General features: G+C 69.6%; 16 protein-coding genes. All 16 read left to right on the top strand.

Going from position 1 to position 15552, the window contains the following annotated elements; genetic code table 11:
* Window position 1 precedes the first annotated feature (1 nt).
* Window positions 2-1183 (top strand): amidohydrolase family protein, encoded by a 1182-nt coding sequence (locus NBZ83_RS03155; RefSeq protein WP_261566550.1) that lies wholly within the window; start codon window positions 2-4, stop codon window positions 1181-1183.
* 5 nt (window positions 1184-1188) lie between these two features.
* Complete coding sequence (locus NBZ83_RS03150) at window positions 1189-2208, top strand: LLM class flavin-dependent oxidoreductase (RefSeq protein WP_261574278.1); 1020 nt, start codon at window positions 1189-1191, stop codon at window positions 2206-2208.
* A 32-nt stretch (window positions 2209-2240) separates the two neighbouring features.
* A complete protein-coding gene (locus tag NBZ83_RS03145) occupies window positions 2241-3014 on the top strand; it encodes an SDR family NAD(P)-dependent oxidoreductase (RefSeq protein WP_261566548.1) in 774 nt (257 codons plus the stop codon).
* 63 nt (window positions 3015-3077) lie between these two features.
* Window positions 3078-4295: an amidohydrolase family protein gene (locus tag NBZ83_RS03140; RefSeq protein ID WP_261566547.1), complete on the top strand. Its 1218-nt coding sequence runs from the start codon at window positions 3078-3080 to the stop codon at window positions 4293-4295.
* A complete protein-coding gene (locus NBZ83_RS03135) occupies window positions 4292-5068 on the top strand; it encodes a class II aldolase/adducin family protein (RefSeq protein WP_261566546.1) in 777 nt (258 codons plus the stop codon). The genes NBZ83_RS03140 and NBZ83_RS03135 overlap by 4 nt, the downstream gene beginning before the upstream one ends.
* Before the next feature lie 25 nt (window positions 5069-5093).
* Entirely contained in the window at window positions 5094-6281 is a 1188-nt protein-coding gene (locus tag NBZ83_RS33230; protein WP_261566545.1) for an amidohydrolase family protein, read from the top strand.
* A gap of 26 nt (window positions 6282-6307) precedes the next feature.
* Window positions 6308-6823 carry a MarR family winged helix-turn-helix transcriptional regulator gene (locus NBZ83_RS03125; RefSeq protein ID WP_261574277.1) on the top strand — a complete coding sequence of 172 codons (516 nt, stop codon included), beginning with the start codon at window positions 6308-6310 and terminating at the stop codon, window positions 6821-6823.
* Complete coding sequence (locus tag NBZ83_RS03120; RefSeq protein WP_261574276.1) at window positions 6820-8025, top strand: CaiB/BaiF CoA transferase family protein; 1206 nt, start codon at window positions 6820-6822, stop codon at window positions 8023-8025. The genes NBZ83_RS03125 and NBZ83_RS03120 overlap by 4 nt, the downstream gene beginning before the upstream one ends.
* A complete protein-coding gene (locus NBZ83_RS03115; RefSeq protein WP_261574275.1) occupies window positions 8025-8777 on the top strand; it encodes an SDR family NAD(P)-dependent oxidoreductase in 753 nt (250 codons plus the stop codon). The genes NBZ83_RS03120 and NBZ83_RS03115 overlap by 1 nt, the downstream gene beginning before the upstream one ends.
* A complete protein-coding gene (locus tag NBZ83_RS03110) occupies window positions 8774-9835 on the top strand; it encodes a phosphotransferase family protein (protein WP_261566541.1) in 1062 nt (353 codons plus the stop codon). The genes NBZ83_RS03115 and NBZ83_RS03110 overlap by 4 nt, the downstream gene beginning before the upstream one ends.
* Window positions 9836-10008: 173 nt before the next feature.
* Window positions 10009-11037, top strand: a complete 1029-nt coding sequence (locus NBZ83_RS03105; protein WP_261566540.1) for an acyl-CoA dehydrogenase family protein — start codon at window positions 10009-10011, stop codon at window positions 11035-11037.
* Window positions 11038-11040: 3 nt separating this feature from the next.
* The gene (locus tag NBZ83_RS03100) at window positions 11041-12180 is read left to right on the top strand and encodes an acyl-CoA dehydrogenase family protein (RefSeq protein WP_261566539.1); all 1140 of its coding nucleotides are present in this window, start codon (window positions 11041-11043) and stop codon (window positions 12178-12180) included.
* The gene (locus NBZ83_RS03095) at window positions 12177-13022 is read left to right on the top strand and encodes an enoyl-CoA hydratase/isomerase family protein (protein WP_261566538.1); all 846 of its coding nucleotides are present in this window, start codon (window positions 12177-12179) and stop codon (window positions 13020-13022) included. The genes NBZ83_RS03100 and NBZ83_RS03095 overlap by 4 nt, the downstream gene beginning before the upstream one ends.
* Window positions 13015-13836: an enoyl-CoA hydratase/isomerase family protein gene (locus NBZ83_RS03090; RefSeq protein WP_261566537.1), complete on the top strand. Its 822-nt coding sequence runs from the start codon at window positions 13015-13017 to the stop codon at window positions 13834-13836. The genes NBZ83_RS03095 and NBZ83_RS03090 overlap by 8 nt, the downstream gene beginning before the upstream one ends.
* Window positions 13837-14232, top strand: a complete 396-nt coding sequence (locus NBZ83_RS03085) for a Zn-ribbon domain-containing OB-fold protein (protein WP_261566536.1) — start codon at window positions 13837-13839, stop codon at window positions 14230-14232. It begins immediately after the preceding gene.
* Window positions 14229-15395: an acetyl-CoA acetyltransferase gene (locus tag NBZ83_RS03080; RefSeq protein WP_261566535.1), complete on the top strand. Its 1167-nt coding sequence runs from the start codon at window positions 14229-14231 to the stop codon at window positions 15393-15395. The genes NBZ83_RS03085 and NBZ83_RS03080 overlap by 4 nt, the downstream gene beginning before the upstream one ends.
* The last annotated feature ends 157 nt before the right edge of the window (window positions 15396-15552 follow it).

Below are 15552 nucleotides of genomic sequence, written 5' to 3'. Positions count from 1 at the left end.
GATGCCACTCACCGATGACATGCAGCTGATCTCGGTTGACGACCACCTCATCGAGACCCCCGACATCTGGCAGAAGCGGTTGCCGAGGCGCTACCTCGAGGACGGTCCTCAGGTCATTGAGGCGACGGGGGAGGAGTTCGACCAGTACGGCTTCGGCCAGCGGGTCCCCAAGGGCGCCCAGGTCTGGAAGCTCGAGGGCCGGGTCTACGGCCAGCTTGGGCTCAACGCCGTCGCGGGCAAGCCCTCGGAGGAGATCGGTACCGAGCCGTCCCGGTACGAGGACATGCGTCCGGGGTGCTACGAGCCCGCCGCGCGCGTCGCCGACATGGACGCCGACGGCGTGCAGGCCCAGCTGCTCTTCCCCTCCTTCCCGCGTTTCGCCGGCACCATGTTCAACCAGGTCGAGGACAAGGTCCTGGCGTTGCTGTGCGCCCAGGCATGGAACGACTTCGTGCTTGAGGAGTGGTGCGGTCCCTACCCGGACCGGTTCATCCCGATGATCATCGTTCCGCAGTGGGACGTCGAGCAGTCGGTGGCGGAGATCGAGCGGCTGGCCGACCGGGGCATCCGAGCGGTGTCGTTTCCGGAGAACCCGGCGAAGCTCGGCCTGCCGTCGTTCCACTCGTCCCACTGGGATCGGCTGTTCTCGGCGATCGAGGCGGCCGACCTGGCCCTGTGCATGCACTTCGGCACCTCGGGCCAGGTGACCCGCACCGCGGACGACGCTCCCCTGGTGGTGAGTACCACCCTGATGGGCACGAACTCGATGGCGGCGCTGATCGACCTGCTGTTCTCCCCGGTCTTCCACCGGCACCCGACCCTGCGGGTGGCGCTTTCCGAGGGCGGCGTCGGGTGGATCCCGTGGGCCCTGGAACGCGCGGACACCACGTGGGAACGCCACCGCTACTACCAGAACATCGACCGGACGGTCCGCCCGTCGGACCTGTTCACCAAGCATGTCTGGGGCTGCTTCATCGCCGATCAGGCCGGTGTCGACCAACGCCATGCGATCGGCGTCGGAAACATGACGTGGGAGGGCGACTATCCGCACTCCGACTCGTTCTGGCCCAACAGTCGCAAGATAGTGGCGGAGATGTTCCGTGAAGTGTCGGACGAGGAGACCGCGCGCATCGTCGAACTGAACGCCCGGGAGCTGTACCGGTTCCCGCGTCGGGACCGGTGACGACGATGCGTTTCGGAGTTTCGCTCGTCGCCTCGGGTCAGCGCGAGGGGGCCACGCAGGCCTCGATGATTCGCGAGCGGGTGGAGATGGTCCGGGTCGCCCGCGACGCCGGGTACCACATCGTCTCGGCTGGTCAGCACTACGCGCCGCTCGACGGCATGCTGCCGCAGCCCATGCCGTTGCTCGCCCGCCTGGCGGGTGAGGCCCCGGGCATGGTCTTTCAGACCGGCGTCCTGTTGGGGCCCTTCTACAACCCGGTGACGTTCGCCGAGGAGGCGGCCACCCTGGCCGCCATCACCGGTGACAACTTCAGGGCCGCGATCGGGCTGGGCTATCGGGACGCGGAGTTCGCGATGTTCGGCCAGCGACCCACCGACCGGCTCAAGCGAGTGATCGAACTGATCGGTACCAGTCGCCGACTGCTGCGGGGCGAGACCGTGTCGACCGAGGGCGGGTTCTATCCGCTGAACGCCGTCGCGCTGGCTCCCGGGACGGTCGGTGAGATCCCGGTACCGATCATGATCGGCACCGGTGCGGTGAAGGGCGCGGCCCGCGCGGGCCGGATCGCCGACGGCCTGTACGTCACCGGCTACCTGCCGCCCAGCGACGTCGAGCAGCTCGTGACGACCTACCTCGACAATGCCCAGCGGGCGGGAACCACGGAGCCCATCGTGTCGATCCGCCGCGAGGTGACGGTGGCGGACTCCCGCAAGGCCGCGCTCGCACGGTCCGGCCCCGGCTGGATCCGGACCCTCAGTAGCTACCTCTCCCTGGGATTCGAGCAGCCGTCGCTCGCCCGCATTGTCAGGAGCCTCGAGGAGACGGGCGATGCGGTCGACCTGCCCTTCATTGTCGGCAGCCCGCAGGAGTGCGCGGAGCAGATCGATCTTTACCGGAAGCTGGGCGTGCGGGACATCGTCATCCGGTTCGACCTCAACGAGGCGACACATGCCGCCACGTTGCACGCGATCGAACAGTTCGCCGCGGACGTCATGCCGCTCGTCCCCGCTGACACCGGGCGCTGACGGTGGTTGGCGCGGACAGGAAGCAGGCAGCCATGGAACTGGCCGGAAAACGCATCGTCGTCACGGGTGGCGCGCGGGGGATCGGTGAGGAACTGGTCGCCGCCTTCGTGCACGAGGGCGCCGCGGTGGTCTCCCTGGACGTGCTGGCCGACGCCGGCCGCCAGATCGCGGCCGCGGCGAACAAGGCCGGCCCGGGTACCGCGGAGTTCCTCGTGTGCGACGTCGCGAGCCGGGCCGAGGTCAATGCGGCGATCGACGAGGCGGTCCGCCTCCTCGGTGGGCTCGATGCCCTGGTCCATGTGGCCGGGATCACCCATCAGATCGACACCGAGGACCTGACCGAGGAACAGTGGGACCGCGTCTTCGATGTCAACGTCAAGGGAACCCTGTTCACGAACCAGGCAGCGGTGCGACACCTGAAGGCGTCCGGCGGACGGATTCTTGACTTTGCCTCGGGCGCCGGCCTGATCGGTTATCCGAGACAGTCCCATTACGCGGCCAGCAAGGGCGCCGTGGTGGCCTTCGTGCGCTCGGTGGCCCGCGAGTGGGGAAAGTACGGAATCACCGTCAACGCGATCTGCCCGGCGATGTGGACACCGATGTACGAGGAGGCGCGGGCGCGCCGCAGCCCTGAAGAACTGGCCGCGCACGACGAGGAGCGGAAGGCCTCGATGTGCATCGACGGCCGCATGGGCGACACGCAGCGCGATCTCGCGCCGTTCATGGTCTTCATGGTGGGTGCGGGTTCACGGTTCATCTCCGGCCAGACTCTGGTGGTCGACGGCGGTCGTACCTTCACACGCTGAATGGTTGGAAGGCCAACCTGTCTGGTTGGCTCGGTATCGAGCAGGCGAAGGATCGAGGTGCACATGACTGTCGACGATCCGGATGAATTTCCACTGATTGTCTCGGTCGATGACCACGTCGTCGAACCAGGCGACCTGTGGACACAGCGGCTGCCCGCCCGTTATCGGGAGATCGGGCCGCGCACGGTGCGGGAAAGGATTCCCAAGAAGTCCAACCCCGACGAGGACAAGTGGGCCGACGTCTGGTACTACGAGTCGGTGCGGGTGCCGGTGCCCCGGGGCTTCGCCGCCGTGTCCTTCGAGCCCGACGACCTCGAAGACGATCCGATGACCTTCGACGAGATGCGTCCCGGCTGCTACGGGGTCGCCGACCGGCTGCGGGACATGGACGCCGACGGCGTCGAGGCGAGCGTGTGCTTCCCGAACGCGTTCGTACGGTTCTGCGGTCAGCGGTTCCTGGCCGGCGAGGACCGGGAGCTGGCCCTGCTGAGCGTGCAGGCCTACAACGACTGGCTCGCTGACGAGTGGTGCGGGACGTCGGACGGCCGGCTGCTTGGCGCGGCGATCATCCCCCTGTGGGATGCGACCCTCGCCGCCGCCGAGATTCGCCGGGTGTCCGCGAAGGGGCTCACCTCGGTGGCCTTCTCCGAGATCCCGGCGCGCCTCGGGCTGCCGTCGATGTACAGCGGTTACTGGGACCCGTTCTTCGCGGCCTGCGAGGAGACCCAGACAGTGATCAACCTGCACATCGGGTCCAGCTCGCAGACCCACACCTCCTCGGAGGACGCCCCGCTGGCGGTCCACATCGCGAACCACTTCCAGAACTCCGCGTTCTCGCTTTCGGACTGGCTCGTGAGCGGCGCGTTCACCCGGTTCCCCCAGCTGAAGACGGCGTTCTCCGAGGGGCAGGCGGGCTGGATCCCGTTCCTGCTGAGCCGGCTGGACCAGCTCTGGGACCGCCATGCCCCGCTGCTCGGTCTCCAGACCCTGCCGGAGCGGCCCAGCCACTACGTCCGCGAGCACGTCTACGCGTGCGTGTTCAACGACCCGGCGGCGCTGCACCTGGCGGACCAGGTGGGCAAGCACGACATCTATCAGATCGGTGAGGACAACCTCCTGTTCGAGACCGACTACCCGCACAACGACAGCACGTTTCCGCACTCGGTCGCGAGCGCCCAGCAGCTGACCAGCGGCCTCACCGCGGAGCAGCGGCGCAAGGTCCTGCGGACCAACGCCGCGAAGCTGTACCGGGTGGAGCGGGTTCTCACGGGGGCGTCATGAGCGGCCGGGGTGAGCTGCTGGTCATGTCGGAGGAGCCCGTCTTCGACAACGTCGACGAGGAGCGTCTCTACCGCAAGCAGCATCTCGCGATCGCCTTCCGGGCCTTCGCCCTGCGTGGCTACAACACCGGTTACGGCGGGCACGCGGCGGTACGCGACCCGGCGCAGCCGGACTGGTTCTGGACGAACCCGTTCGGGCGTCCCTTCGAACTGATCAGGACGAGCGATCTGCTCCTCGTCGACAGCGAGGGAGCCCTCGCCGAGGGCGACGGAATCGTGAACCGGGCCGCCTTCGCCATCCACGCCGGTATACACCGGGCTCGGCCGGACGTCGTCGCCTCTGTGCACCTGCACGGGGTCTCGGGCATGGCCTTCTCCGCGCTGGCGGGCCCGCTGCGCCCGATCACGCAGGACTCCTGTGCCTTCTTCGAGGACCACGCGGTGTACGACGAGTTCGACGGGCCCGCCCTCGAGCCCGTCGACGGTCAGCGTATGGCGAAGACACTGGGCCCGGCCAAGGCCATGATCCTGGCCAACCACGGCCTGCTCACGGTCGGCTCGAGCATCGACGCGGCGGCGTTCTGGATGATCCGTCTCCAGACCTGCGCCCAGGTGCAGATGCTCGCCGAGTCCACCGGGCGGCCGGTCCAGGACGTGCCCGCGGACCTGGCGCGGCACACCGCGCAGGCGAGCGGGACCGACCGCTCGGGCTGGTTCGGATTCCAGACTCCATTACAGCTCATCGTCGCCACCCAGCCTGACGTGCTGGAGTGACGGCCACATCGAGAGGGAGAACGCAGTGAACTTCGACGGGGCATTCGACCTCGATTCACACGAGTTCATGCCGACCCACTTCTTCCCAGTGGTGTTCGGGGAGGTCGGCCAGCGGATGATGGAGGTCTACGACACCCGCAGGCGCTTCGACTCCGAACCGCACAAGAACGATCTGAGCCGGCCCGACATCACCGGTGATGTGGCCCCGATCGACCCGGAGACCATCTGGGAGGTCAAGGGTCCGGACTCCCCGGGCGCGATCGACATGGACCGGCGTGTCGGGGTACTCGACGCGATGGGCGTGGACCGCCAGCTCGTCTTCCCCTCGTTCGGCTTCATCGGCCTGCTGCTGGCCTCGCTGAGCGACGAGTTCTACGGCGAGTACTTCGCCCATGAGCCGTTCGACCACCGTGCCCTGGGGCTGGAGGCGATCAATGCCCACAACGAATGGGCGTTGCGCCTGAACTCGCTGGCTGGACGGCAGCGGCACGTGTCCATCGTGCCCACCTGGGACTTCGGCCACATGATGGCGCAGGCGGAGCGTCTCGGCTCGCAGCACGCCGGCGCGATCTGGGTGCCGGCGACCGTCCCGCCGGGTGGTACCTCCCCGGCGAACGAGAAGCTCGACCCGTTCTGGGACATCTTCGAGAAGTACGACATCCCACTGGTGCTGCACCTCAACACCGATCGCTTCACCGAACCGGCGTGGTGGGATCAGCCCCTGTTCCGCCGCCAGCGCAACTCCGTCCTTCCGCAGAGCGCGTTCTTCCAGTCGACCCAGAACTTCGTGGTCGAGAACTACCTGGCCTCCATGGTCATCGGCGGCGTCTTCGAGCGTCACCCGGGCCTGCGGATGGGGATCATCGAGTGCGGGGCGCAGTGGCTCGGTCCGCTGGTCGAGCGGATGGAGATGGTCTGGGACTACTACCCCACGACCAAGAAGTCACTGCCGCGACGCCCGATCGACTACGTCGTCGACCATGTCCGGGTGACACCCTTCTTCATCGAGCCCGTCGACGTCTACCTCGAGCGGTGGCCGCGCCTCGCCGAGGTGTACGCATTCTCCAGCGACTACCCGCACATCGAGGGCGGACAGAGCCCGGTGGATGTCTTCGGCAAGCGGCTCGAGGGGCTCGGCGACGATGTCCTGAAGAAGTTCTTCAGGACGAACGCCGAGCTCATCATGCCGGACCTCAGTCTCGCGACTACCTGACGGCGGGTGTTGTTAGCGTGGTCGCGGTGAGCGACAGGAGAGAACATGGGCCAACGAGTGACGTCGCGCAGGAAGTCCGGCGCGAGCTGGCGAGCCAGCTCGGACTGAGCGTGCTGCGGGCCGCCCGGGTGCTTCGGCAGCTGGGCAGCGATCAGCTCAGCATCACGCAGAGCACGGCGCTCTCGATGATCGAAAAATACGAGCCCATCACCATCAGCGAACTTGCATCGCTGGAGCAGGTCGCTCGCCCGACCGCGTCCGCGGTCGTCAGCCGCCTTGAGGAACTGGGCTACGTCGTCCGGCTGGGCGACCCCGACGATGGCCGGATCTGCCGATTGAAGATCACCCGTAGCGGGCGGGCCCATCTGAAGGTGGCCCGCTCGCGGCGGACCGACTGGCTGGTGGCCCAGCTGGCGAACCACACCGAGGAGGAATTGGCGAGCCTGCACACCGCGATCGCGGTCCTCGACGACATCAGGGCGGGATTCGGGTCGACCGGCGGCGGATCGTCGGCCGATGCCCGACCAGGCGCACGGCCATGACGGTGATGGCGGGCATCCGGGTCCTCGAGGTGGCGAGCTGGACCTTCGTCCCGGCCGCGGGGGCGGTGCTGGCGGACTGGGGCGCGCAGGTCATCAAGGTGGAGCACCCGGGGCGGGGAGATCCGCAGCGAGCGCTGACCTACGGCAGGCACGCCGCGACCCCCGTGCGGTTCATGGCGGAGACGCCGAACCGGGGCAAACGCAGCATCGGCCTCGACATCTCGACGCCCGGCGGGCGGGAGATCCTCTACCGCCTGGCGGCGAGCTGCGATGTCTTCCTCACCAACTTCCTGCCCTCCGCGCGCGCCCGACTGAAGATCGATGTCGAGGACATCCGCCAACATCGGCCCGACGTGGTGTACGCGCGGGGCTCGGGCCAGGGGCCGACCGGCCCGGAGGCCGACGCTCCGGGTTTCGACGGGACCTCGTACTGGGCACGCAGCGGCCTGGCCCATTCGCTGACGCCCGACACACTCGAGGAGTCCCTCCAGGCGACGCCGGCGCTCGGGGATCTGCAGGCGGGCCTGGCGCTGGCCGGCGGGATCGGCACCGCCCTGTTCCAGCGGTCCAGGTCCGGCGGGTCCGTGGAGGTGGACATGAGTCTGCTGGGCGCCGGCCTGTGGGCGCTGGGCTCCTCGATCTCCGGGTCTGGAGTCCTCGGCGGCGCGGATCTGCGGCCGGTGCCTCGGGCGGAGAACCGCAACCCGCTGTCGTTGGCCTACGCCACGAAGGACCGGCGGTACGTGAAGCTCTCCATGCTCGAGAGCGACCGGTACTGGGCGGACCTGTGCCAGCATCTCGACGCCCCCGAGTTGATCGACGATTCCCGGTTCGCGGACTCCGCGGCGCGCGGCGAGAACTCGGCCGCCTGTGTCGCGTGTCTGGATGACGCGTTCGCCCGTCGTTCACTGGCCGAATGGGTCGAGCGGCTGCGTACGGTGCGGGGGCCGTGGGCTGTCGTGCAGACTCCCGCGGAGGTGCTTGATGATCCGCAGGTCGTGGCCAACGGTTACGTGCGGACCGTCCACGACGCGGACGGCCACGAGCTGCCGCTCGTCGCCAGTCCGCTGCAGTTCGACAACCGCTCGCCCGAGCTCGAGCGGGCTCCCCGGCACGGCGAGCACACCGACGAGGTGCTCCTCGAGCTCGGACTGAGCTGGGACGAGATCATCAATGGCAAGATCGACGGGAGCGTGATGTGATGCCGGCTCGGCCCCTCGCCGATGGCGGGCCGCTGGACTTCGGCGCCTCGTCCGTGGTCGTCATCGGCGGATCGAGTGGGATCGGGCTGGGCATCGCCCGTCGTTTCGCCGGGCTGGGAGCCACGGTCACGGTCACGGGGACGGGCGTGAGCCCGGAGGACTACAAGCACGCCGAGGACCTCGTCCCGTTCCGTTACCGGCGGCTCGATGTGACCGACGACGAGGCGGTTGCCTCGTTCGCCGGCGAGATCGACGCGCTCGACGTGCTGGTCTGCAGCCAGGGGACCGTCGCCTACAGCCGGCGTGAATATCAGATGGAGACGTTCCGTCACGTCATCGAGGTCAATCTGGGCGGGACGATGGCGTGTTGCACCGCGCTGCACCGCGCCCTGGCCGCCCGCCGCGGCAGCGTCGTCGCGGTGGGTTCCACCTCCAGTTTCGTCGCCACCCCGGGGCAGCCGGCCTACGGTGCGAGCAAGGGTGGCCTGCGGATGTTGGTGAGCTCGTTGGCCCGGGCGTGGGCCCGCGACGGCATGCGGGTGAACGGGATCGCGCCCGGATTCGTCGAGACCAAACTGACGACGGTGACGCGGGAGCGTCCGTTGGCCTACGAGGAGACCCTCGAGCGCATTCCGCTGGCCCGCTGGGGTCGGCCGGACGAGATGGGAGACGCCGCCGTGTTCCTCGCCTCCTCCATGGCGTCGTACATCACGGGGCAGATGCTCCTCGTCGACGGGGGCCTGACCCTGTGACCGGGACGGGCGAGGCCGCCGCGGCGCTGTGGGATGCCTCGACGCTCGACGCCGCGGCGCTCGAGCCCTGGTTCGATCGCGTCGGGTTGGGTTCCGGGCCGATCACCGGCCTGCGCACGCTCGGCGGCGGCAGCCAGAACACCCTGATCGAGGTGGTGCGCGGCGGTGACACGCTGGTGCTGCGCTTTCCGCCCCGCGGCAGCGGTGAGCGCGGCAACGCCACCATGCGGCGGGAAGCACGTGTCCTCTCGGCACTGCGCGGGACCGACGTCCCTCATCCCGGCCTGCTCGCGCTCGAGAGCGACGCCTCGGTGTTCGGCAGTGCCTTCTACGCCATGGAGACGGTCGACGGATGGAACGTCACCGACGGCAGGCCGCCGCCGTCGGCCGCGTTCGCGTCGGGCCTGGGACCGGCGGTGGCCGACGCCGTCGCTCGGCTCGGCAACGTCGAGCCTGCCTCGGTGGGGCTCGACACCGCGCGGGCGGCCGGGTTCCTGGACCGCCAGGTCGATCGATGGCTCCACCAGATCGAGTCCTACCGGGACCTGCGGAACTACCCGGGCACCGACCTGCCGCACCTGGACGGGATCGCGCGGTGGCTTCGCGGGAACGTTCCGGCCGCGCAGGCTCCGGGAATACTGCACGGGGACATGCATCTGGGCAATGTGATGTTCCGGCGCGACCGGCCGGCCGTCGCCGCGCTCATCGACTGGGAGCTGAGCACCGTCGGGGATCCGTTGGTCGACCTCGGGCAGTTGCTGGTGACCTGGCCTGGTCCCGACGGCGGTTCGGTGGTCGGCCGGTTCGGGTCGGTGGCTGCCGGCACGCGGGTGGGCCCGGAGGCCACGCTCGTCGAGGCGTATCGCCGCCGGACGCGACGTGACCTCACCGCGCTCGCCTGGTACAAGGTGCTCGCCTGTTTCCGGCTGGGCGCGATTCTCGAGGGAACGCACGCCCGGGCGGCCGCGGGGCTCGCGGACGCACAGGTCGGCCTGGAGCTGCACGCCGCCGCTCGGCGGCTTTTCGAGCGGGCCGCCCTCGAGCTTCGCGCGGCCTGACTCGCGGTCCGCGCCCGGCCGGTGACGCCGTCGGTGCGGCCGGCTGAGGCCGTCGGTCCGGTGTGTTGACGCTGCCGGCCCGGTCGGGCAAGACTGGCTGAATCTGGTTCAGTTTCCGGCGGGATGCCGGCTCGAACCCGCAACCGTCCGTGGCACCTGAGAGGAGGCCCGATGTGCTTGCGCTGCTGACCGACGAACAGCGCATGCTCCGCGACGTCGTCCGTGGCGCCGCCGCGGAGATGGGCCTGTCCAGCGCCGATCTGGCCGGCGCCGACCGTGGGCGCGGATGGGCCGAGCTGAGCGCCATCGGCGTGCCCGGGCTCCGGTTGCGCGGGGCGACCGGTGCACCGGCGGCGTCCGGGGTCGAGGTCATGATCGCGGCAGAGGAGCTGGGGAGCCGGCTCGTGCCCCTGCCGTATCTGGGGGCGGCGATCCTGCCCGTCGAGCTGCTCGCCCTCGCCGGCGCGCCGGCGAGAGTGGTGGGGCCGCTGGCGGACGGGTCGACCCGGGCCAGTGTCCTGCTGTCGGCCGATCTCGGCACGTTCGCCGCGCGTCCCGACGAGGGCGGATTCGGGTGGGACTGCGCGGACGCCGGGTTCGCGCTCGGGCTGGTGCCCGCCGCGGCCGGGTGGACGCTTGCCCGGTATGGCGTGACCGAGGTGGAGCCGCTCGAGGCCGCCGATCTGACCCGCACGGTCGCCGGCATCGCCGTCGGCGAGCGCCTCGAGGAGTACCCGCTCGACCAGGACGGTGTCGACCGGTGGTTGGCCCTCGCCCTGACGGCCGCGTCCGCCGACATCGTCGGGGCCATGCGCGGCGCGCTCGCCGGGGCCGTCGACTACTCGAAGGACCGGGTGCAGTTCGGTGTCCCCGTCGGTTCGTTCCAGGCGGTGCAGCACATGTGCGCCGAGGCACTGGTGCGCGTCGAGGGCGCGGCGAGCACGGTGAAGTACGCGGCCTGGGGCGTCGACGAGCTCGCCGTGCCCGAAGCACTTCTCGCCGCCCGGACCGGCAAGGCATACGCTTCCGCGGCCGCCCGGGACGTCCTGGAGACGGTCATGCAGGTCTATGGCGGGATCGGCCAGACCTGGGAGCACCTCGCCCACGTCTACCTCCGCCGGGCGATGCTTTCCGCCCAGGTGCTCGGCGATGAGCGACATCAGCTCGCGGAGATTTCCCATGCCCGGTTAGGGGGTCGGTGATTCGTGGACTACCGAGACACGGCGCAGGAGGCGGCGTTCCGCGCCGAGCTGCGTGCCTGGTTCGGGCAGAACATCCCCCCGGGCTGGCGTGACGTCATCGAGGACCCGGCGGGGCGGACCGAGTTCCGCAAGCAGTGGCACCGCACCCTGCACAAGGCGGGCTATGTCGCGATGTCGTGGCCGGTCGAGTACGGCGGTCGCGGGCTGAGCCCGATCTTCGACGCCATCCTGGGGGAGGAGACCGCCCGCGCCGATGCCCCACCGCTGCCCGGCAACGTGAACTTCCTCGGCCGCGCGATGTGGACGCACGGCACCGAGGAGCAGAAGAAGCGGTTCCTGCCGATGCTGCTGACCGGCGACGCGGTGTGGTGCCAGGGCTTCAGCGAGCCGGAGGCCGGCTCGGATATCGCGGGGCTGCGCACCCGAGCGGTTCTCGAGGGTGACGAGTGGGTGGTCAACGGCCAGAAGATGTGGACCAGCGGCGCGCACGCCGCTGACTGGTGCCTGCTGCTGGTCCGGACCGACCCGGACAAGCCCAAACACAAGGGCATCTCCTGCCTGCTGACGCCCATGAACGTGCCCGGCATCGAGGCCCGGCCGATCTACCTCGCCAACGGCGAGCCGGAGACCAGCGAGGTCTTCTTCGACAACGTCCGGATCCCGCGGGAGAACATGCTCGGCCACCGTGGCGGGGGATGGTCCATCGCCATGACGACACTCGCCTACGAGCGCGGGCCGGGGGACACCGGATTCGTCCCGAAGTACCAGGCGACCCTGCGGCGACTCGAGGAGCTGGCCGCCGAACGCGGCCGACTGGCCGATCCCGCGGTGCGCCCCGCGCTGGCCACGGCGTACATCAAGGGTGAGGCGCTGCGTCTGACCGTCCTCGAGCAGCTCTCGCTGCGGGTGTCGGGACAGCTCGCGGGTGAGGAGGGATCGATAGCGAAGCTGCTCTGGGCCGACGCCGAGCAGTCGATCCAGCATCTCGCGATCGAGCTCCTCGGCCCCGATGTCTGGCTCGGCCGGGCGCCCCAGCGGCTGTCGGCCTATCTCTCGTCGCGGCCGGTGAGTGTGTACGGCGGTAGCTCGCAGATCCAGAAGAACATCCTGGCCCAGCGGGTCCTGCGGATGCCCCGGGCATGACCGGCCAACCCGGCTCCGTGCTGGAGCTCGACCGCTCCGATGGGGTCCTCACCGTCATCCTCAACCGCCCGCAGCGGCTGAACGCCCTGGATTCCGCCCTGGTCGAGGCGCTTGCCGCGGCCTGGTCGGAGGCGGCAGATCCCGACATCCGGGCAGTGATCATCACCGGTGCGGGTCGCGGCTTCTGCGCCGGGGCCGATCTGCGCGCCGACCGGCCGAAGACGAAGCGACCGACCGGCCTGCGGGTGCGCTTCAATCCGCATGTCCTGGCGCTGGCGAGCCTGCGCAAGCCCGTGATCGCGGCCGTCAACGGGGTGGCGGCCGGGGCGGGGCTGGCACTGGCCTGCGCAGCGGACATCCGCATCGCCTCGACCGAGGCCCGGTTCGTGCCGGCGTTCGCCTCGGTCGGGGTGACGCCCGACGCCGGTGCCTCCTACTTCGTGCCCCGCCTGGTCGGGGCGTCCCGCGCGTTCGAGTGGTTCGCCACCGGTCGGCACCTGGACGCGTCGGCCGCCCAGGAATGGGGCCTGGTCTCCGAGATCGTCGAACCATCGCGCCTGCTCCCGGTCGCCCGCGAGCGGGCGCTGCTGCTGGCCGCGGTGCCGGGAGAGGCCCTGGCGCTCACCAAGGCGCTGCTCCAGCGTTCGCTGACGGCAACCCTGCCCGAGCAGCTCGAGTCCGAGGTCGAGAGCCAGCTCGCCGCGATCGCCGCGCCCGGCCGCGAGGAAGCGCGCGCGGCGGTCGTTTCCCGCATTCGTGGCGGTCCCGACGGCGGCGCTCCCGACGGCGGCGCTCCCGAGGGTGACCGTCCCGCAAGAGATGTAGAAGGACGACATGACTGACAGATATGACTATCGCACCCTGAGTGTCGAGCAGCAGGGGCGCCTCCTCGCCGTGACGCTCAATCGGCCCGATTCGCTGAACGCGGTCGGCGACGGCATGCACGAGGAACTGGAGGATTTCTTCTACACGGTCCGTGACGATGCCAGCGTGGGCGCCATTCTGCTCACGGGCGCCGGGCGGCGGGCCTTCAGCTCCGGGGGAGACGTCAAGGGGATGGCGGCCGCCGCGGACGGCGGCGGCGAGGCGATCAGCGACGCGATGCGGGTCGGGAAGCTGCTCGGCAAGGCCAAGCGCCTGGTGACCAACCTGCTCGAGGTCGAACAGCCCATCGTGTGCTCGGTGCGCGGATACGCGCTGGGCCTGGGCGCCACGATCGCGTTGTTCTGCGACATCGTGTTCGCCGCCGACGAGGCGGTGTTCGCCGACACGCACGTGGACATCGGGCTGGTCGCGGGCGACGGCGGAGCGATCATCTGGCCGTTGCTTCTGCCGGTCAACACGGCCAAGTACTACCTGCTGACCGGTGAGCGGATCACCGGGAAGAAGGCGGCCGAGCTGGGCCTGGTCGTCAAGTCGTTCCCGGACGACGAGCTCGACGACGCGGCTCACAAGGTCGCGGACCGGCTCGCGAACGGCCCCGCGCTCGCCACCCGGTGGACCAAGACATCCGTGAACAAGGTGCTGCGCGAACGGGCGAATCTGTTGTTGGACACGTCTCTGCTGCTCGAGGGCGCGACGATGGTGAGCGAGGACCATCGCGAGGCGACGGCTGCCTTCGTCGAGCGGCGATCCCCGGCCTTCCGGGGGCGTTGAGTGAGCGACGTCGAGATCCTCGATCAGAACCTGCGGCCGTATCAGGCCTTCCTGGACGGCCTGGCCGCGGGCTCGCTGCTGTACCAGCGCTGCGGGAAGTGCGCCGCGGCCGTGTTCTACCCCCGGGTGGCCTGCAACGTGTGCGGCAGCGTGGACCTGGCCTTCCAGCGCAGCGCTGGACAGGGGACCGTCTACTCGAACACGGCGGTGGCGTCCACCGGCGGTCCCGCGTACTCGGTGTGCATCGTCGAACTCGACGAGGGGTTCCGGATGATGAGCAGCGTCGTCGACGTGCCGGCCGAGGAGGTGCCGATCGGGTTACGCGTCGTCTGCCGGTTCGAGACCTCGGACGGCGCCGACACCCGGCTGGTCTTCGCCCCGCGGGCGGCCACATGAGTCACGGCGGCCTGCGCGGTGGGACCGCGGTTGTCGGCGTGGCCGAATCGGACCTGGGCGAGGTGGGCGCGGGCCGGTACTCGATCGAGCTGGCGGCCCAGGCCGCCGTGCGTGCCCTCGACGATGCCGGGTTGGGCAAGAACGACGTGGACGGCCTGTTCGGTGTGCTCTCCCGACATGTGCTGCCCTCGGTCGACATCGGGGAGTACCTGGGCATCCGACCTCGATACACCGACAGCACCATGATCGGTGGCAGTTCGTTCGTGTCGTACCTGCACCATGCCGCCCAGGCCCTGATCGCCGGCGCGTGCGATGTGGCGCTCATCGTGTACGGGTCGACGTCGCGCTCCGCGAGCCGGCAGGGGCGGGCGAGCGCCCCGGTGGTCGACGGACCCAACTACGAGCGGGCCTACCGGCCGCGCGGTGCCATGTCGGGCTACGCGCTCGCCGCCGCCCGGCACATGTACCAGTACGGCACGACGCGGGAGCAGCTCGCCGAGGTGGCGGTGGCGGCCCGGGCGTGGGCCCGGCTCAACCCGGTGGCGTTCAAGCGGGGGCCGCTGACCGTCGAGGATGTCCTCGCCCGCCCGATGCTCTCCTCCCCGTTCACCTCGCTCGACTGCTGTCTGACCACCGACGGGGGTGGCGCGGCCGTGATGGTGCGGGCGGAGCGCGCCCGGGACCTGCGCGAGCGACCGGTGTACCTGCTCGGTGCGGGCGAGGCGCACTGGCACAGTTCCATCTCCCAGATGCCTGATCTGACGGTCAGCGCGACGAGGGACTCGGCGGCGCGGGCGTTCACGATGGCCGGTCTGCGGCCCGCCGACATCGACGTCGTCGAGCTCTACGACGCCTTCACCATCAACACGATCATGTTTCTCGAGGACCTGGGTTTCTGCGCGAAAGGCGAGGGTGGCGCGTTCGTGTCGGACGGCCGGATCGCGCCGGGGGGCGAGCTGCCGGTCAACACGAACGGCGGTGGTCTGTCGTACTGCCATCCGGGGATGTACGGGATCTTCACGATCATCGAGGCGGTCCGTCAGATCCGGGGTGAAGCCGGCGTTCGGCAGCAATCAGATGTACACACCGCGGTCGCGCACGGCAACGGAGGCCAGCTTTCGGCCCAGGCGACCGTGATCCTCGGAGACCAGGCCGCACTGTAGCCCGGTTTGGCCCGCAGTTCGGTATCTGCCCGACCACCAGCCCTTGACCTTCGGTTTGTGACGTCGATAATTTCCTGAATCCGATTCAGTTTCCTGAGATCCGCCCGCTCACGTTCACGGCGGAGTACGTCATACCGCCGGCGACGGCCGGGCGGCC

This window comes from Frankia gtarii, from assembly GCF_025403375.1.
Taxonomy (GTDB): Bacteria; Actinomycetota; Actinomycetes; order Frankiales; family Frankiaceae; genus Frankia; species Frankia gtarii.
The sequence above is the reverse complement of the archived record's forward strand: the minus strand, read 5'-3'. Positions and strand labels throughout refer to the sequence as shown.